Source organism: Leisingera thetidis (genome assembly GCF_025857195.1).
Taxonomy (GTDB): Bacteria; Pseudomonadota; Alphaproteobacteria; order Rhodobacterales; family Rhodobacteraceae; genus Leisingera; species Leisingera thetidis.
This window is the reverse complement of sequence record NZ_CP109787.1, coordinates 2,408,913-2,425,231: the sequence shown is the minus strand read 5'-3', so window position 1 is coordinate 2,425,231 and position 16,319 is coordinate 2,408,913. Positions and strand designations below refer to the sequence as shown.

Below are 16,319 nucleotides of genomic sequence, written 5' to 3'. Positions count from 1 at the left end.
CATGAAAGACATTCTTTCCGAGCTGGAAGACCGCCGCCAGGATGCGCGGCTGGGCGGCGGCCAGCGCCGCATCGACGCACAGCACGGCCGCGGCAAGCTGACCGCCCGCGAACGGATCGAACTCTTGCTGGATGAGGACAGCTTCGAAGAGTTCGACATGTTCATGAGCCACCGCTGCACCGATTTCGGCATGGAAGACAACAGGCCCGCCGGCGATGGCGTGGTCACCGGCTGGGGCACCATCAACGGCCGCCAGGTCTATGTCTTCAGCCAGGACTTCACCGTGCTGGGCGGCTCGGTCTCGGCCACCCATGCGCAGAAGATCTGCAAGATCATGGACATGGCGGTGCAGAACGGCGCGCCGGTGATCGGCATCAACGATTCCGGCGGTGCCCGCATCCAGGAAGGCGTCGACGCGCTGGCCGGCTATGCCGAGATCTTCCAGCGCAACATCATGGCCTCCGGCGTGATCCCGCAGATCTCCGTCATCATGGGCCCCTGCGCGGGCGGCGCGGTCTATTCCCCGGCGATGACCGACTTCATCTTCATGGTCAAGGACACCTCCTACATGTTCGTGACCGGCCCCGATGTGGTGAAAACCGTGACCAACGAGGTGGTGACCGCCGAGGAACTGGGCGGCGCCTCCACCCACACCCGCAAATCCTCCGTCGCCGACGGCGCCTTTGAAAACGACGTCGAGGCGCTGGCAGAGGTCCGCCGCCTGGTCGACTTCCTGCCGCTCAACAACCAGGAAAAGCCGCCGGTGCGGCCGTTCTTCGACGAGCCGGGCCGGATCGAGACCAGCCTCGACACCCTGATCCCGGAAAACCCCAACAGCCCCTACGACATGAAGGAGCTGATCACCAAGGTGGCGGACGAGGGCGATTTCTACGAGATCCAGGAGGATTTCGCCAAGAACATTATCACCGGCTTCATCCGCCTCGAAGGCCAGACCGTCGGCGTTGTCGCCAACCAGCCGATGGTGCTGGCGGGCTGCCTCGACATCGACTCATCCCGCAAGGCGGCGCGCTTCGTGCGCTTCTGCGACTGTTTCGAGATCCCGATCCTGACCTTCGTCGACGTGCCGGGCTTCCTGCCGGGCACCTCTCAGGAATACGGCGGCGTCATCAAGCACGGCGCCAAGCTCTTGTTCGCCTATGGCGAGGCCACCGTGCCGAAAGTCACCGTGATCACCCGCAAGGCCTATGGCGGCGCCTATGACGTGATGGCCTCCAAGCACCTGCGCGGCGATTTCAACTATGCCTGGCCGACCGCCGAGATTGCGGTGATGGGCGCCAAGGGCGCCACCGAGATCATCCACCGCGCCGATCTCGGCGACGCGGACAAGATCGCCCGGAAAACCGCCGAGTACGAGGACCGCTTCGCCAACCCGTTTGTGGCGGCCGAGCGCGGCTTCATCGACGAGGTGATCATGCCCCAGTCCACCCGCCGCCGCGTCTCCCGCGCGTTTGCCTCCCTGCGGGGCAAGCAGCTGAAGAACCCGTGGAAGAAGCACGACAACATTCCGCTGTAAGGCAGATGTTGCGCGGGGGCTGTCTGCCCCCGCACCCCTGAGGATATTTTTGGGCCAGATGAAGAGGGATCCCCGAGTCGTGTCGCGCAGCCGTTGGCATATCACCCGCACGGACAGCACCCTGACGCTGTCGCGCCGCCTGCCGCCGCGGTTCGACGTGGCGGCGGAAACCGTGCTGCCCGCGGGCGACCCGCTGCGGCTGGCGCATCAGATCCGCCAGGACATGTGGCGGCGCCTGCAGGGCCTGCGGGGCTTCTGTCCGGTGGTCGAGATTGCCCGGACCGGGCAGGGGCTGACGGTCCGCGCGGGCGGCCAGCTGATGGGCCGGGTGCCGGCCAATGCGGCGGCGCTGATCGCCGGCGTGCTGGAAAACCCCGCCAACCGGGCCCGCTGGCTGCGCCATGCGGCGCGGCGCCGGGACAGGATGTGCCCGGAAACGGGTCTGAATGCGAATAAATCGCCCGGAATTGCGGCAAAAATTGACATGGGGAGCGAATCAGTCTCATGATCCGCGTCAGCCAGATTCAGACAGCGCGCGCTTTATGCGCTGCGCCAGCAGCCCTGGCCGGAGGAGCCTGGTTCGCCAGGGGCCGGGGCTGCGGATATTTGGCGGCCCTTCGCTCTGCCTTGCTGCCCTGTGCCCTGCTGCCCTTTGCCCTGCTGCCCTGTGCCGCTGCGGCCGGCGGCGCTGTGGCGGTGCCTTCGGGCCAGGTGGTGACGCTGGACGAGGTGCGGCTTGAGTCGGCGCCGGGGCAGCCCGGCCAGACCTGGGCACGGTTCCGTTTCCTGGCGCCGCAGATCGCGCGGGACAGCGGCTCTGTCACCCATGAAGCGGCCGCATCCGACATGGACCACCTGTGCGGCGCCCTGGCCCTGCCGTATCTGGCAGAGCGCGGCATGGCAGCCGCCCGGGTGGTGATTTCGCTGTCCGACCGGGCCGTGCCCTTCGGCGTGCAGGACCCTGCCGCCACGCAGTTTTTCGAAGCCTACCGCCCGGAAGGGCCTGCCTGCATATGGGAGGCTTTCTGATGCATCCACAATATCTTGCGGGGCATGGCACAGATCGGCGGAATCTTGCGGCATTGCAGCCACAGCGCCGTCAATTGCCGCTATTGGCATGTGACTCGGCCGCAAAGCCCGCTATCCTTGGCGCGGGCAGCCCGCGGGCTGCCTTCACATTGAGGTTGAGGCAGGCGGCGGGCAAAGCCCCCGCAGGTTTCGCATTTCCAATCAGGAGACAGAGATGTCCAAGAGCATCAAGCTTATCGCCCTGGCAGGCCTGCTGGCCGCCGTCACCGCCTGCGCCCAGCAGGAAGAGGAATTCGTCGTGGTCGAGCCCGAGCCGATCTCGCAAGAGCCGGCCTTCACCGGCAAGTACAAGTAATCACTTCAGGGGTCCGGCCCTGCGGCCGGCCCCCGCCGCCCCGTGGGGTGCCGGATCGGAGGCACCCGAATGCTGAAACACCGCGGGTTCCCGGGCCGCATGCCCGGCACCGATTTCCAATTCACCATCCGCCGCCCCAACCCCAAAGGGGTGACGCCGCTGACCCGGCGCGAGCGTTTCCGCGACCGCAAGAATGTCGACAAACGGGTCGACGCCATGTTCATGCAGGCGCTGTGGGAGCAGTTCGGCGATCAGCCGTTTGAGCGCGGCAATCTCGATGCCGGCCGGCTCAGCTGGCTGTTCGGCCGCGAGGTGGTCCCCGCCGAAGACCCGTTTGACCCGGCAAGCTATGAGGCGCTGCTGGTCATCAACGAGGCGGTGGCGCGGGCCTCCTTCCCGGAGGCGTTTGACTGATGGCGCGGCCCCGGACGCATAGCACGCACCAGCCGCCGCGGGCCCTGCCGCGGTGCCTGGCGCTGCGTCCGGGGCGCCGCCTGTCTGACGCTCTGCCAGAAGGCCGGCTGCACCGCCGCGAAGCGCCCGCCCTGCAGGTCATGCTTGGGGCTGCCCGGCTTCCCTGGATTTCACGCAGCCGGACTCCCGCCTGCGCAAATGCGGGGAAACCGGCATCGAAAAGTGCCGCCATGACGATCCGCGCCGGAAAAAGCCGCGGGTTGCCACCGGCTGTGCACGCCGGGCCGCAAAGCGCCGCGCCGGTTCGGCGCCGCCGCTCACAGCGCTGCGGCGCTTGCCTGCCGGACCAGGCCGGCCAGCGTCAGCGCTGTACCGGCGATGTGGCACCGCTGACGCGCGTCTGCGTCACTGCCCGGGCGGCAGACCGCGGTTTCGGCGTGAAATTGCACAGGCCCTGCGGGGGTCAGCAGGAATCTGCCCAAATTAACGGCTATGCATTTCAGGGGCTTACAGGGGCCGCCGGGGCGTGCATCGTGGTCCAAGCAGCGCAGCCACGCTGCTGTGCCGAGCATCTGTTCCGGCCCCTTCGCCTGAACGGGCAGGTCCGCGCCCCCATCCGCGGCCTGCCCGTCTTTTATCCCCTTCAGGCACCGGCGGAAGCTTGCCGTATACCCCCCCCAATGCGGCAAGCCTCCGCCGAACTGAAGGGCCGCCCCAGCAGACCGTTGCGCCCGGCCTTGGCGCCTGCAAATTCCGCCGGGACACTCACGTCCCCGGAAGAAGGAAACTGGACATGCGGGCAAAATCTCTCATCGCGGCGCTGTCGCTGTGCGGCCTTGTGGCGGCCTGCGGCGACACCACCGGCGAGCGGCTCATCTACGGCGCAGGCGCCGGTGCGGCCGGTTCGGCGCTGCTCAATGGCAACCTGGTCACCGGCGCTGCGGTCGGCGCTGCCGCCAACCTCATCTATTGCCAGGAGAATCCCCGCAGGTGCTAAGGCGCCCGCCACTGCCTCTCTGAACACACGGCCCGCTTGGGCCGCTTGTGACATCGCGCATGCGCCGTGCCCGGGATCGCCCCGGGCGCGGCGTTTTGCATTCCGGACTACCAAGAAACAAGGGACTGCCTATGTTTGATAAGATCCTGATTGCCAACCGGGGCGAGATCGCCTGCCGCGTCATCAAGACGGCGCGGAAAATGGGCATCAAGACCGTTGCCATCTACTCCGACGCCGACAAGCAGGCCCTGCATGTGCAGATGGCGGACGAAGCCGTCCACATCGGCCCGCCGCCCGCCAACCAGTCCTATATCGTCATCGACAAGGTGATGGAGGCGATCCGCGCAACCGGCGCCCAGGCGGTGCATCCGGGCTATGGCTTCCTGTCGGAAAACTCGAAATTCGCCGAAGCGCTGGAGGCCGAGGGCGTCGCCTTTGTCGGCCCCCCGAAAGGCGCGATCGAGGCGATGGGCGACAAGATCACCTCCAAGAAGATCGCCCAGGAGGCAGGCGTGTCCACCGTGCCCGGCTACATGGGCCTGATTGCCGATGCCGACGAGGCGGTGAAGATCTCCAACCAGATCGGCTACCCGGTGATGATCAAGGCCAGCGCCGGCGGCGGCGGCAAGGGGATGCGCATCGCCTGGACCGACGAGGAGGCCCGCGAAGGCTTCCAGTCCTCCAAGAACGAGGCCGCGAACTCCTTTGGCGACGACCGCATCTTCATCGAGAAATTCGTCACCCAGCCGCGCCACATCGAAATCCAGGTGCTGTGCGACAAGCATGGCAACGGCATCTACCTGGGCGAGCGCGAATGCTCGATCCAGCGCCGCAACCAGAAAGTGGTGGAAGAGGCGCCGTCGCCGTTCCTCGACGAGGACACCCGCAAGGCGATGGGCGAGCAGGCGGTGGCGCTGGCCAAGGCCGTCGGCTACTCCAGCGCGGGCACCGTGGAATTCATCGTCGATGGCGACAAGAACTTCTACTTCCTGGAAATGAACACCCGCCTGCAGGTGGAGCACCCGGTGACCGAGCTGATCACCGGCGTCGATCTGGTCGAGCAGATGATCCGCGTCGCCGACGGCGCCGAGCTGCCCTTGCGCCAGGAGGATGTCAAACTCACCGGCTGGGCCATTGAAAACCGCCTTTATGCCGAAGATCCCTACCGCGGCTTCCTGCCCTCCATCGGCCGCCTGTCGCGCTACCGCCCGCCGGCGGAGACCGCCGCAGGGCCGATGCTGGAAAACGGCAAGTGGCAGGGCGATGCGCCCGCGGGCGCGGCCGCGGTGCGCAATGACACCGGCGTCTACGAGGGCGGCGAGATCTCGATGTACTACGACCCGATGATCGCCAAGCTCTGCACCTGGGCACCGACCCGGGGTGAGGCGATCGACGCCATGCGCATCGCGCTCGACAGCTTCGAGGTCGAAGGCATCGGCCACAACCTGCCGTTCCTCAGCGCGGTGATGGATCACCCGATCTTCATCGACGGCACCATGACCACCGCCTTCATCGAAGAGCAGTACCCGGAGGGCTTCGCGGGCGTCGAGCTGCCGGAAGCGGACCTGCGCAAGATCGCGGCCTCCTGTGCGGCCATGCACCGGGTTGCCGAAATCCGCCGCACCCGGGTGTCGGGCCGGATGGACAACCACGAGCGCAAGGTGGGCACCGATTGGGTTGTCAGCCTGCAGGACCAGTCCTACAGCGTGGTGGTCGACGCCGACCGCGAAGGGGCGACTGTCCGCTTTGACGATGGCGCGGCCCTGCGGGTGACGTCGGACTGGACCCCGGGCGACCAGCTGGCCACCCTGGACGTGAACGGCGAGACCCTGGTGCTGAAGACCGGCAAGGTGACCCAGGGCTTCCGCATCCGCTCCCGCGGCGCCGATCTCAAGGTGCATGTGCGCACCCCGCGCCAGGCCGAACTGGCAGAGCTGATGCCGGAGAAACAGGCGCCCGATACCTCCAGGATGCTGCTCTGCCCGATGCCCGGCCTGATCGTGAAGGTCGACGTCGAAGTGGGGCAGGAGGTCCAGGAGGGCCAAAGCTTGTGCACCGTCGAGGCGATGAAGATGGAAAACATCCTGCGCGCCGAGCGCAAGGGCGTGGTGTCCAAGATCAACGCCGCCGCGGGCGACAGCCTGGCGGTCGACGACGTGATCATGGAATTCGAATAATGCGGCACGGGGTAGGCATAGGCGCAGCAGGGCAGGCGGGCCGTCCCGCCGGCCGCTGCGGGCCTGCCCCGCGCGCCATGCGGGCGGCAGCCGCTGCCGCATGCACGGAATCTTCAGGAATTTCTGCGACACTGCCCCGGTTTGACGACCTGAAGGTGCCGCATGAACCGTCTCTTTACCTGCCTGCTGACCGCCCTGGCGTTCCTGTCAGCCTGCGCGCTCGACAAGGAGGAGGCGCTGCGCGCCCAGCTCTCCGCCTGGGTGGACCTGGGAGAGACCTTCTTCTTCCAGTCCTCGATGAGCTGCACCGCGGCTGTCTTCCACACCGCCGAGAGCCCGCGCATCACCTCTCTGGTGGAGCGCGCCCGCTCGCTCAACACCGGCATGCAGATGCTGGAGGCGGGCAAGCCGGTGGCCTTTGCCGTGTCCGGCAAATCCCCCAATGCGGTGACCGAGGACATCATGTCGCGCAATTTGCCGCAGGGGCTGGGGGTGCTGAACTCCGGCCTTGCGGGCGTCAGCTGCATGTCCGATCTGGTCAAGTCGGTCTATTACCAGGCGATCCGCAATCCCGCGTCGACGCTGGTCTTCGTGCCGGACAGCGGTGCGATGCTGGTGCTGGACAAACAGGCGATGGCGCTGATCTACGTCCGCGGCAACGGCTGACCGGCCGCACGCCCGTATTCAGGCGCCCCGGTCTGCCCGGTCTGCCCGGCCGCCTCGCTCAGCCGCCGCGCCGCTCTTCCACTTCGCGCAGGCGTTCGGGGGATTTGTCGATGGTGCGGGACAATTCACGCGCCGTCCAGGGATGCGGCTTGCGCAGTTTCACCTCGCCGTCCTTGCCCACCAGCACCAGCATGAAACCGCGCGGCCGCAGCTTCTTGCGCAGGGCCGATTTGGCCGCCGGGTCCGTATCCGTCAGCACCACCACGTCGCGCTCGCGCAGCGTCTCGATGCCATCCATCAGCCGCTCCATCTGCTCATGGTACCGCGGATCTTCCGGGCTGTCGGCAAACACCACCACCGGCCGGTGCGTCCACCGGAAATCCTCCAGCACCGCGTCATACCCGGGCCGGATCAATTCAGGCATGCTGCCATCGGCAGCCGCGCCGGCCACCGGAAGAAAACCTGCCAAAACAACACTTAGGATTGCTCTCATGATCTCTCCTGTCCCGTTGAATATATGTGCAGCGGCGGCAAATGCGACTGAGAAATCCAGCACTTGGTCAAAAAATATCATCGTTAACGGGATAATGAGGGGTTGCCGGCCATGATTGCGGCATTCCCCTTGACCGGGCTGCGGCCTGCGGCCCTCCAGCAGAGGCCCCGAAGCACGATGAAAGTGATCCTTCACGCCGGCGCGCACCGCTGCGCCACCACCTCTTTCCAGGAATACATGCGCCAGAACGCATCGGGACTGGCCAGACAGGGAATCGGCTTCTGGGGCCCGGCCCGCACCCGCAACGGGCTGTTCCACGGCATCCAGCCGGGACCGGCGCCGGTGACCGGCCGCGACCTGGCGCAGCGCGCCCGCGGGCGGCTGCAGATCCAGCTGGACAATTGCGGCAGCGGCGGGATGCATCAGCTGCTGGTCAGCGACGAGAACATGATCGGCGCAACCCGCGCCAACCTGCGCCTCGGCGACCTCTACAGCGGCGTCGGCGAGCGGATGGCGCGATTCGCGCAGGCCTTCGGGCCCGCGGTGACGGATGTGGCGTTCAGCATCCGCAGCCTCGACGGCTACTGGGCCTCGGCGCTGGCTTACGCCGTGGCACGCGGCCACCGGGTGCCCAATTCCGCCGGCCTCGAACGGCTGGTTCAGTCGCCGCGCAGCTGGCGCGACGTGATCACCGATATCGCCTGCGCGATGCCGGATGTGCGCCTGCATGTGCTGCCGTTCGAAACCTTCGGCTCCCGGCCCGAGGCGCAGCTGGCGGCGCTGACCGGGGCTGATGCCCCGCGCACCCATGCACGGGTGCGCCTCAACGCGTCGCTGTGCCTGCAGGACCTGCGCGCCGGCCTGCCGTCCCCGGTTGCGGCCAGGCTGCCCGCGGGCAGCGGCCGCTGGCGCCCCTTCGACGATGCGCAGACCGCACGCCTGCGCGAGGCTTACGCCGACGATATGATGTGGCTGGCGGCCGGGGCCGACGGCCTCGCCACGCTGGCACAAGACCCGGATAAACTGGCGGCGGGCCTGAACCCGCCCCTTGCAAGACTGACAAGAGGAAGACCTGATGACAAACAAAGACGAATGGCGGGCTCTGGCTGAGAAAGAGCTGCGCGGACGGGCGGTTGACGACCTCAATTGGCAGACGCTGGAAGGCATCGAGGTCAAGCCGCTCTATACCGAAGACGACACCCGGGACCTGCCCCACATGGGCACGCTGCCCGGTTTCGGCCCCTTCACCCGCGGGGTGAAGGCCACCATGTACGCCGGCCGCCCCTGGACCATCCGCCAGTACGCGGGCTTCTCCACGGCGGAGGAATCCAACGCCTTCTACCGCCGCAACCTGGCCGCGGGGCAGCAGGGCGTCTCGGTCGCCTTCGACCTCGCCACCCACCGCGGCTATGACAGCGACCACCCCCGCGTGGTCGGCGATGTCGGCAAGGCCGGCGTGGCCATCGACTCGGTCGAGGACATGAAGATCCTGTTCGACGGCATCCCGCTCGATCAGGTTTCGGTGTCGATGACCATGAACGGCGCGGTGATCCCGGTGCTGGCCTCCTTCATCGTCGCGGGCGAGGAGCAGGGCCACGACAAGTCGGTCCTCGCGGGCACCATCCAGAACGACATCCTGAAGGAGTTCATGGTCCGCAACACCTACATCTACCCGCCCAAGCCCTCGATGCGGATCATCTCGGACATCATCGGATACACCTCCGACCACATGCCGAAATTCAACTCGATCTCGATCTCCGGCTACCACATGCAGGAGGCCGGCGCGAACCTGGTGCAGGAGCTGGCCTATACCATCGCGGACGGGCGCGAATACGTGCGCGCGGCGCTGGACGCCGGCATGGACGTGGACAAATTCGCAGGGCGTCTGTCGTTCTTCTTTGCGATCGGCATGAATTTCTTCATGGAAATCGCCAAGCTGCGCGCCGCCCGCACCCTGTGGCACCGGGTGATGACCGAATTCGGCGCCAAGTCCGAACGCTCCAAGATGCTGCGCACCCACTGCCAGACCTCGGGCGTTTCCTTGCAGGAGCAGGATCCCTACAACAACGTGATCCGCACCGCCTATGAGGCGATGTCGGCGGTGCTTGGCGGCACCCAGTCCCTGCACACCAACGCGCTGGACGAAGCCATCGCGCTGCCCACCGACTTCTCCGCCCGCATCGCCCGCAACACCCAACTGGTGCTGCAGGAGGAAACCGGCGTGACCAACGTGGTCGACCCGCTGGCCGGCTCCTACTACATCGAAAGCCTCACCAACGACCTGATCGAGAAAGCCTGGGCGCTGATCGAGGAAGTCGAGGAGATGGGCGGCATGACCAAGGCCGTCGAGAGCGGCATGCCCAAGCTGCGCATCGAAGAGTCGGCGGCCCGCCGCCAGGCGATGATCGACCGCGGCGACGAGGTGGTGGTTGGCGTCAACAAGTACCGCAAGGACAAGGAAGACCCGATCGACATCCTGGATGTCGACAACCACGCGGTGCGCGACGCCCAGATCGCCCGCCTGCAGAAAATGCGCGAGATGCGCGACGAGGCGGCCTGCCAGGCCGCGCTCGATGAACTGACCCGCCGCGCCAAGGACGGCAGCGGCAACCTGCTCGAAGCAGCTGTCGAAGCCGCCCGCGCGCGGGCCTCAGTCGGAGAGATCAGCATGGCGATGGAAAAGGAATTCGGCCGCCACCGTGCGGAAGTGAAAACCCTGGCCGGCGTCTACGGCGCGGCTTACGAGGGCGACGAGGGCTTTGCCGCGATCCAGAAGTCGATCGAGGATTTCGCCGAGGAGGAGGGCCGCCGCCCGCGCCTGCTGGTGGTCAAGATGGGCCAGGACGGCCACGACCGCGGCGCCAAGGTGATCGCGACGGCCTTTGCCGACATCGGCTTTGACGTCGACGTGGGCCCGCTGTTCCAGACCCCGGCAGAGGCGGCGCAGGACGCCATCGACAACGACGTGCACGTGATCGGCATCTCCAGCCAGGCCGCGGGCCACAAGACGCTGGCGCCGCAGCTGGTCGAGGCGCTGCAGGCCGAAGGCGCAGGCGACATCATCGTGATCTGCGGCGGCGTGATTCCGCAGCAGGATTACGAATTCCTGTACTCCAAAGGCGTCAAGGCGATCTTCGGCCCCGGCACCAACATCCCCGAGGCCGCCCAGGACATCCTGCGCCTGATCCGCGAAGCGCGTTCCTGACGCAAACACCGCACCTGCGGGGGCAGGGGAGGCTCTCCCGCACCCGCAGGTGCCTGCCCTTCGGGCCGCCCCCTTGGCGGCTTTGGGCCCGGCAGCCAGCCCTTCAGGCTGGCTGCCGGCATCGCGCGCCGCAAGGCGCGCGATGCCGTGCCCAACCGGCGCGGTTGTGCCTGTGGCACAGCCGGCGGCGGGCGGGAGCGCTGCGGTTCGGATTTCTGTCTCCAGAACCAGCCTGCATCTTTCCGCTTGGCGGTCCAGGCTGACGGCGGCCGGTCTTGGCAAACCGCCGAACCGGTGATTGAGTGGCGCCATGCTGCGCTCCAAACGCCCTCAGATCCTTACCGGCATGGCCCTCGGCGCCCTCTGGGGCGTTGCGGTCACCGGCCTGCCGCAATGGCTGGGCCTGCCGTATATCCCGGCCCCGATCGCCTTGCCCGGCGCCTTCCTCGCGCCTGGCCTGATCCTCGCCCTGATGACCGGCCGCATCGCGCAGCGGCGATTCTTTGACGACGCCATCATCGACGGTGCCCCCTTTGCGCCCGGTTCCCCGGCAGAGATCGACCAGCGGGTGCTGGCCAACACCGTGGAGCAGCTGGTGCTGGCGCTGGCCATCTGGCCCTTTGCCGCCGTCACCCTGGGCGGCGCCGTGGCCATCGCGCTTGGCCTGTCCTTTGCGCTGATGCGCCTGCTGTTCTGGGCCGGCTACCACCTGTCGCCGCCGCTCAGGGGGCTGGGGTTTGCCGGCACGTTCTACCCCACGGTGATCGCCGGTGTCTGGGCCGCAGCCATCTGGGTCTGAGACGCGGGCGCCCGCCCGCCTGAAATCCCGCCTTGCACCCGGCCGCCGCACCGCTAGTCTCGGGTGCCAAAGGGGAGGGCGCGCACATGATACTCGATCACCTGGCGGTGGCCGGCGCAACGCTGGAAGACGCCGCGGCCCATGTGGAGCAGTCCCTGGGCATCCGCCTGGGCCCCGGCGGCAGCCATGCGCGCTATGGCACCCATAACCGGCTGATGGGGCTGGAGGACGGGCTCTATCTGGAGGCCATCGCCATCGACCCCGCAACCCAGCCGCAGGAGCAGCCGCGCTGGTTCGACCTCGACCGGCTCAACGGCCCGGCGCGGCTCAGCAACTGGATCCTGCGAAGCGAAGACCTGGGCGCGGAAAAAACCCTGCTGCCGCCCCATGCGCAGCGCCACGTGCAGATGCAGCGCGGCGACCTGCGCTGGCTGATGACGGTGCCGGAGGACGGGCTCTTGCCCTATGACAACCTCTTTCCCGCCGTCCTGCAGTGGCAGGCAGAGCCGCCCGCCGCCCGCCTGCCGCAGTCGGGCTGCCGCCTGGCCCGGCTGACCCTCAGCCACCCGGAGGCAGCGGCGCTGCAGGCGGCGCTGGACCGCATCCTGGCCGACCCGCGCATCGCAGTGGAGCAGGGGGCGCCCGCAATGATGGCGGAGTTCGCCACCCCGCACGGCAAAAGGCAGCTGAGATGATTATCCGCCCGGCCCGGGCAGAGGATGCCGAAGCGGTCTGCGCCATCGCCAACTGGGTGATCCGCGACACGCTGGCGACCTTCAACAGCCTGGAGAAAACCGTGGCGCAGGTGCGGGATCAGATCGCCGCCGGACGCGGCAGCGGCAGCTACCTGGTGGCGGAGCAGGACGGCGAAATCCTCGGCCACGCGCATTTCTTCCCCTTCCGCCCCGGCCCCGGATACCGGTTCACGGCGGAGCACACCATTCACCTGCTGCCCGCGGCGCAGGGCAAGGGCGCGGGGCGCCGGCTGATGCAGGCGCTGGAGGCGGCGGCGGCAGCGGCCCGGGTTCACGTTCTGATCGCCAGCGTCAGCAGCGCCAATCCCGGCGCCATCGCCTTTCACGCCGCCCTGGGCTATGTGGAAACCGCAAGAATGCCGGAGCTTGGCTGCAAGCACGGCCGCTGGCTGGACACTGTTTTCATGCAGAAAATCCTGACACCCGGTATTCCCGCCCCTGACAGCGCCGGCAAACCCCGCTAGTCTCGCCGCATGTCACTCTGGACCCGCATATCCGACGCGCTGGCCGCGCTTGCCGCAGGCGAAAGCCTGTCGGAAGTGTTCGACCGCCTGCGCGCGCCGCCCGAAAGAACCGTGGCCTTTGCCATTGCCGTGATTGCGCTTGGCGCCAAGATGGCCAAGGCCGACGGCCAGGTCACAAGGGATGAGGTCACCGCCTTCCGCGAGGTGTTCCAGATCGCCCGCGACGACGAGACCGGCGCGGCCCGCGTCTTCAACATGGCGCGCACCGATGTGGCCGGCTACCAGGAATACGCGCGCCGCATCCACAGCATGTTTGCCGACGACCCCGCCACGCTCTGCGACCTGATGGAGGGGCTCTTTCATATCGCCTTGGCGGACGGGTTCTACCACCCCGGCGAGAATGAGTTCCTGGAGGAGGTGAGCCGCATCTTCGGCCAGACGCCGCAGCAGTTCCAGGCGCTGCGGGCGCGCTTCGTGCCGGATGCGCCCAAGGATCCCTTCACGGTGCTGGGCGTCACCCCGGATATGGCCAAGGAGGAGATCCGCAAGCACTGGCGCCAGCTGGTGCGCGACACCCACCCGGATGCGATGATCGCCCGCGGGGTGCCGGAAGAGGCGGTGCGGCTGGCGGAAAAGCGGCTGATCGACATCAACCGCGCCTGGGACGAGATCAACGGATGCGGCGGCAATGCGGCTGGCCACCTATAACATCGAATGGTTCGCCAACCTGTTCGACAGCCAGGACCGCCTGCTGCTGGACGGCGCGCGGTCGGCCCGCCACGGGATTGACCGCTACACCCAGGGGCACGCCATCGCCCATGTGCTGCGCCGCATCGACGCCGATGCGGTGATGGTGATCGAGGCGCCCAACACCGGCCGCCGCCAGCGCACCACCCGGGCCCTGGAACACTTTGCGGCAGAGGCGGGCCTCAGGGCGCGCGAGGCGGTCAGCGGCTTTCCCAACGACACCCAGCAGGAAATCGCGCTGCTCTATGACCCCGACGTGCTGACCGCCCGCCACGATGCCCGCGCCTCGGCGGATGCGCCGCGGTTCGACGGGGTGCTCGCCATCGATCTCGACGTCGATGCGCAGGCCGACCAGGTGCGGTTTTCCAAGCCGCCGCTGGAGCTGGCCGTGCGGACCAGGGGCGGCACCCGACTGCGGATGATCGGCGCGCATCTGAAATCCAAGGCGCCGCACGCGGCGAAAACCCGCGGCGAGATCACCGCCGTTTCCATTGCCAACCGGCGCAAGCAGCTGGCGCAGGCGATCTGGCTGCACCGGCGGGTGGCGGAACACGCGGCAGCGGGCGAGCACGTGGTGCTGCTGGGCGATCTCAACGACGGCCCCGGCCTCGATGAATACGAAGAACTGTTCGGCCGCTCCTCGGTCGAGATCGTGATGGGGGATCTGCTGACCGACCCCCACGCGCACAACCTGCTGCAGCCGCGCGCCACCGTGCTGCCCAGCACCTCGCGGTTCTACAATCCTGAAACCAAACGCTATTTCTGCGCGCTGCTGGACTATGTGATGATTTCCCGCAGCCTGACGGGATTTGATCCGCAGTGGCGGATCTGGCACCCTTTTGACGATGCGGAATGCTACGCCGATGCAGAGACGCGGGAGGCGCTGCTCAAGGCCTCCGACCATTTCCCGGTGACGCTGGACATTGCGCTGGAGTGATCGGGAGGGGACGGCACGGCGGCCAGCTTATTCCGCGATGGTTGTCGAGACGATCACTTCAGCCGCCGCAACGACGCCGATCCTGTCCCATGCTTCTTCAGGAACATCCAATTTTCCGACGTCTTCGACGAAATCGGCATCTTCAGATGCAAAAAGGCGTTCCCTGTATTGCGTCAGGGTTTCTTCAGGCTGGTCGAGCTTTTCCCACAACGACCAAATTCCACTTTTGATGTCTGCCAGGAGGCCAGCCTCTTCGCCCGAAACATAGCTTTCGATCAGCGCTTCCAGCTCAGCCCAGGTTTCGAGGTTGTTTTGGGCCAGCGCATAGTAATCCATAAGAGCGCGGCGGCTTATGAAGGCGGACTGGACAGCAAAGCTTCCTTCCGGACGCAGATGGGCAATGACGGACCGTGTACTGGTGCTGGCTTCCGCATCTCCGGACACTTCCACGGGCAGCCCTCTCGGTGTCAGCTTGGCGCTGGCATCAATCCCGGCTGCAAGATCGCTGTCGATTGCTTGTTGCGTTATCAGCTTGCCGGTGAAGACAGACGAAACCAGCAATCCGGGGCCCATCGGAATACTGGCAGGCGGAAAAAGCGCCTCGCATTCGGCGCTATCTCCGGTAGGAGACATCAATTCACTTGCCCCGCCCAGCGGGTAGGCGAATGAGGTTCTCATCAGGATCGACTGGACGCTTCGGCGGACACTCCTGTTGAACTCTGCCTCGCCGGAAGCGGGAATGCCGTAGAGGCTGGCGCGTCCCCCAAGCCCCAAGGCAACCGCCGATTTCCGGGACAGGGAAACGGCGACGGATTCCGTTCTGTCGTCGAGCTCGATCTCGAGGCCGGGGTAGCATTTGGAACTTTTCAACAGCCGCTGTTCATCCTGAATACGGATGACCTCCCCCACTTCCACGTCGTACCGAAGGTGCAGAGGCATCGCCTTGAAATGAGAAAACGCGGTACGCGCAAAAGACGTCCGAAGCTTTGTCAGTGCCTCGGCTATTTCACTTGCTTGCGCAGCAGCGGCGGAAAAGCTGAGGACCAAAGTCAGCAGGGAAACCCAAAGGGAGCGCATGGAGTGGTCTCCTTGTACAAATCAGCACACCAAGCCAGCATACACCAAATTGTTGTGCCGTAATATCCCAAGGTTGTTTCCCATGCGATGCGCCCTGATTTTTTTCAGGCTCAGCCGGCAGATCTCCTCCGGCGCCGGCGCCGGGGGCACCGTCCGATGCCGGAGCGGCGCCGCTTGCGGAAATCAGAACCTGTCTGCCGCAACCGCCCCCGGAGCAAGCGCCCGCCCGGCGCGGCGCTGTTTGCAATCCCTCTGTTCGCGCGCAACCGGCGCCCCTATATTAGCCCCATGAAACAGTTTCTTCTGCCCGCCGCCCTGACCGCCCTTCTGTCCAGCTCGCTTGCCGCCCAGGACGCGGCGGAGGAGGGCAATGATCCTTCGCTGATGGAACGGGGGGCGGATCTGTTCTGGGAGGGCCTGCGCCAGGAAATGGCACCGGCGCTGGAAGACCTGCAGGACATGATCGGGGAGATCGGCCCCTCAATGGGCGCGTTTCTCAGCGAGATGGGGCCGGCCCTGGCGGAGATCGCCAAGGAGGTCGAGGACTGGAGCGCCTATGAGCTGCCCGAGATCCTGCCCAATGGCGATATCATCATCCGCAGGAAACCCAAGGAGAATGCGCCCGCAGGCAAGGAAGACGAGGCAGAAGAGGGCGTCACCGAGATCTGAC

General features: G+C 66.6%; 18 protein-coding genes. 16 read left to right on the top strand and 2 right to left on the bottom strand.

The annotated features are described in order from the left end of the window. Nucleotide 1: 1 nt before the first annotated feature. The 8 genes from OKQ63_RS11630 to OKQ63_RS11595 all read left to right on the top strand — a co-directional run bounded on the left by OKQ63_RS11630 (nucleotide 2) and on the right by OKQ63_RS11595 (nucleotide 7,172). Nucleotides 2-1,534, top strand: a complete 1,533-nt coding sequence (locus OKQ63_RS11630; protein ID WP_264210242.1) for an acyl-CoA carboxylase subunit beta — start codon at nucleotides 2-4, stop codon at nucleotides 1,532-1,534. Nucleotides 1,535-1,592: 58 nt separating this feature from the next. After that, nucleotides 1,593-2,042 carry a hypothetical protein gene (locus OKQ63_RS11625; RefSeq protein ID WP_264210241.1) on the top strand — a complete coding sequence of 150 codons (450 nt, stop codon included), beginning with the start codon at nucleotides 1,593-1,595 and terminating at the stop codon, nucleotides 2,040-2,042. Nucleotides 2,043-2,140: 98 nt separating this feature from the next. Next, complete coding sequence (locus OKQ63_RS11620; protein WP_264210240.1) at nucleotides 2,141-2,563, top strand: DUF6497 family protein; 423 nt, start codon at nucleotides 2,141-2,143, stop codon at nucleotides 2,561-2,563. A 214-nt stretch (nucleotides 2,564-2,777) separates the two neighbouring features. After that, nucleotides 2,778-2,918 carry a hypothetical protein gene (locus OKQ63_RS11615; protein WP_264210239.1) on the top strand — a complete coding sequence of 47 codons (141 nt, stop codon included), beginning with the start codon at nucleotides 2,778-2,780 and terminating at the stop codon, nucleotides 2,916-2,918. Between the two features lie 69 nt (nucleotides 2,919-2,987). Then, nucleotides 2,988-3,332, top strand: coding sequence for a hypothetical protein (locus OKQ63_RS11610; RefSeq protein WP_264210238.1), 345 nt, complete (start codon nucleotides 2,988-2,990; stop codon nucleotides 3,330-3,332). Nucleotides 3,333-4,125: 793 nt separating this feature from the next. After that, a complete protein-coding gene (locus OKQ63_RS11605) occupies nucleotides 4,126-4,329 on the top strand; it encodes a hypothetical protein (protein ID WP_264210237.1) in 204 nt (67 codons plus the stop codon). Between the two features lie 131 nt (nucleotides 4,330-4,460). Further along, nucleotides 4,461-6,506: an acetyl-CoA carboxylase biotin carboxylase subunit gene (locus tag OKQ63_RS11600; protein ID WP_264210236.1), complete on the top strand. Its 2,046-nt coding sequence runs from the start codon at nucleotides 4,461-4,463 to the stop codon at nucleotides 6,504-6,506. A gap of 162 nt (nucleotides 6,507-6,668) precedes the next feature. After that, on the top strand, nucleotides 6,669-7,172 hold the full coding sequence (locus OKQ63_RS11595; RefSeq protein ID WP_264210235.1) for a hypothetical protein: 504 nt from the start codon (nucleotides 6,669-6,671) through the stop codon (nucleotides 7,170-7,172). 58 nt (nucleotides 7,173-7,230) lie between these two features. Here the strand turns inward: OKQ63_RS11595 and OKQ63_RS11590 are convergent, their stop codons facing one another. Next, entirely contained in the window at nucleotides 7,231-7,665 is a 435-nt protein-coding gene (locus OKQ63_RS11590; RefSeq protein WP_264210234.1) for a DUF4174 domain-containing protein, read from the bottom strand. 177 nt (nucleotides 7,666-7,842) lie between these two features. Here OKQ63_RS11590 and OKQ63_RS11585 point away from each other — a divergent pair, with 177 nt between their 5' ends. From OKQ63_RS11585 to OKQ63_RS11555, 7 genes are all read left to right on the top strand, one after another. Then, entirely contained in the window at nucleotides 7,843-8,775 is a 933-nt protein-coding gene (locus tag OKQ63_RS11585) for a hypothetical protein (protein WP_264210233.1), read from the top strand. After that, nucleotides 8,741-10,870, top strand: coding sequence for a methylmalonyl-CoA mutase (gene scpA, locus OKQ63_RS11580; RefSeq protein ID WP_264210232.1), 2,130 nt, complete (start codon nucleotides 8,741-8,743; stop codon nucleotides 10,868-10,870). Before OKQ63_RS11585 ends, scpA begins: the two co-directional genes overlap by 35 nt. Nucleotides 10,871-11,180: 310 nt before the next feature. Continuing rightward, nucleotides 11,181-11,669 carry an MAPEG family protein gene (locus OKQ63_RS11575; protein ID WP_264210231.1) on the top strand — a complete coding sequence of 163 codons (489 nt, stop codon included), beginning with the start codon at nucleotides 11,181-11,183 and terminating at the stop codon, nucleotides 11,667-11,669. Nucleotides 11,670-11,755: 86 nt separating this feature from the next. Then, complete coding sequence (locus tag OKQ63_RS11570) at nucleotides 11,756-12,364, top strand: VOC family protein (protein WP_264210230.1); 609 nt, start codon at nucleotides 11,756-11,758, stop codon at nucleotides 12,362-12,364. Beyond that, on the top strand, nucleotides 12,361-12,888 hold the full coding sequence (locus tag OKQ63_RS11565) for a GNAT family N-acetyltransferase (RefSeq protein WP_264210229.1): 528 nt from the start codon (nucleotides 12,361-12,363) through the stop codon (nucleotides 12,886-12,888). Before OKQ63_RS11570 ends, OKQ63_RS11565 begins: the two co-directional genes overlap by 4 nt. A gap of 9 nt (nucleotides 12,889-12,897) precedes the next feature. Beyond that, nucleotides 12,898-13,596 carry a molecular chaperone DjiA gene (locus OKQ63_RS11560; protein WP_264210228.1) on the top strand — a complete coding sequence of 233 codons (699 nt, stop codon included), beginning with the start codon at nucleotides 12,898-12,900 and terminating at the stop codon, nucleotides 13,594-13,596. Beyond that, nucleotides 13,577-14,572, top strand: coding sequence for an endonuclease/exonuclease/phosphatase family protein (locus OKQ63_RS11555; protein ID WP_264210227.1), 996 nt, complete (start codon nucleotides 13,577-13,579; stop codon nucleotides 14,570-14,572). The genes OKQ63_RS11560 and OKQ63_RS11555 overlap by 20 nt, the downstream gene beginning before the upstream one ends. Before the next feature lie 27 nt (nucleotides 14,573-14,599). Here the strand turns inward: OKQ63_RS11555 and OKQ63_RS11550 are convergent, their stop codons facing one another. Then, nucleotides 14,600-15,649: a hypothetical protein gene (locus OKQ63_RS11550; RefSeq protein WP_264210226.1), complete on the bottom strand. Its 1,050-nt coding sequence runs from the start codon at nucleotides 15,647-15,649 to the stop codon at nucleotides 14,600-14,602. Nucleotides 15,650-15,937: 288 nt separating this feature from the next. Here OKQ63_RS11550 and OKQ63_RS11545 point away from each other — a divergent pair, with 288 nt between their 5' ends. Continuing rightward, entirely contained in the window at nucleotides 15,938-16,318 is a 381-nt protein-coding gene (locus OKQ63_RS11545; RefSeq protein WP_264210225.1) for a hypothetical protein, read from the top strand. Nucleotide 16,319 lies beyond the last annotated feature (1 nt).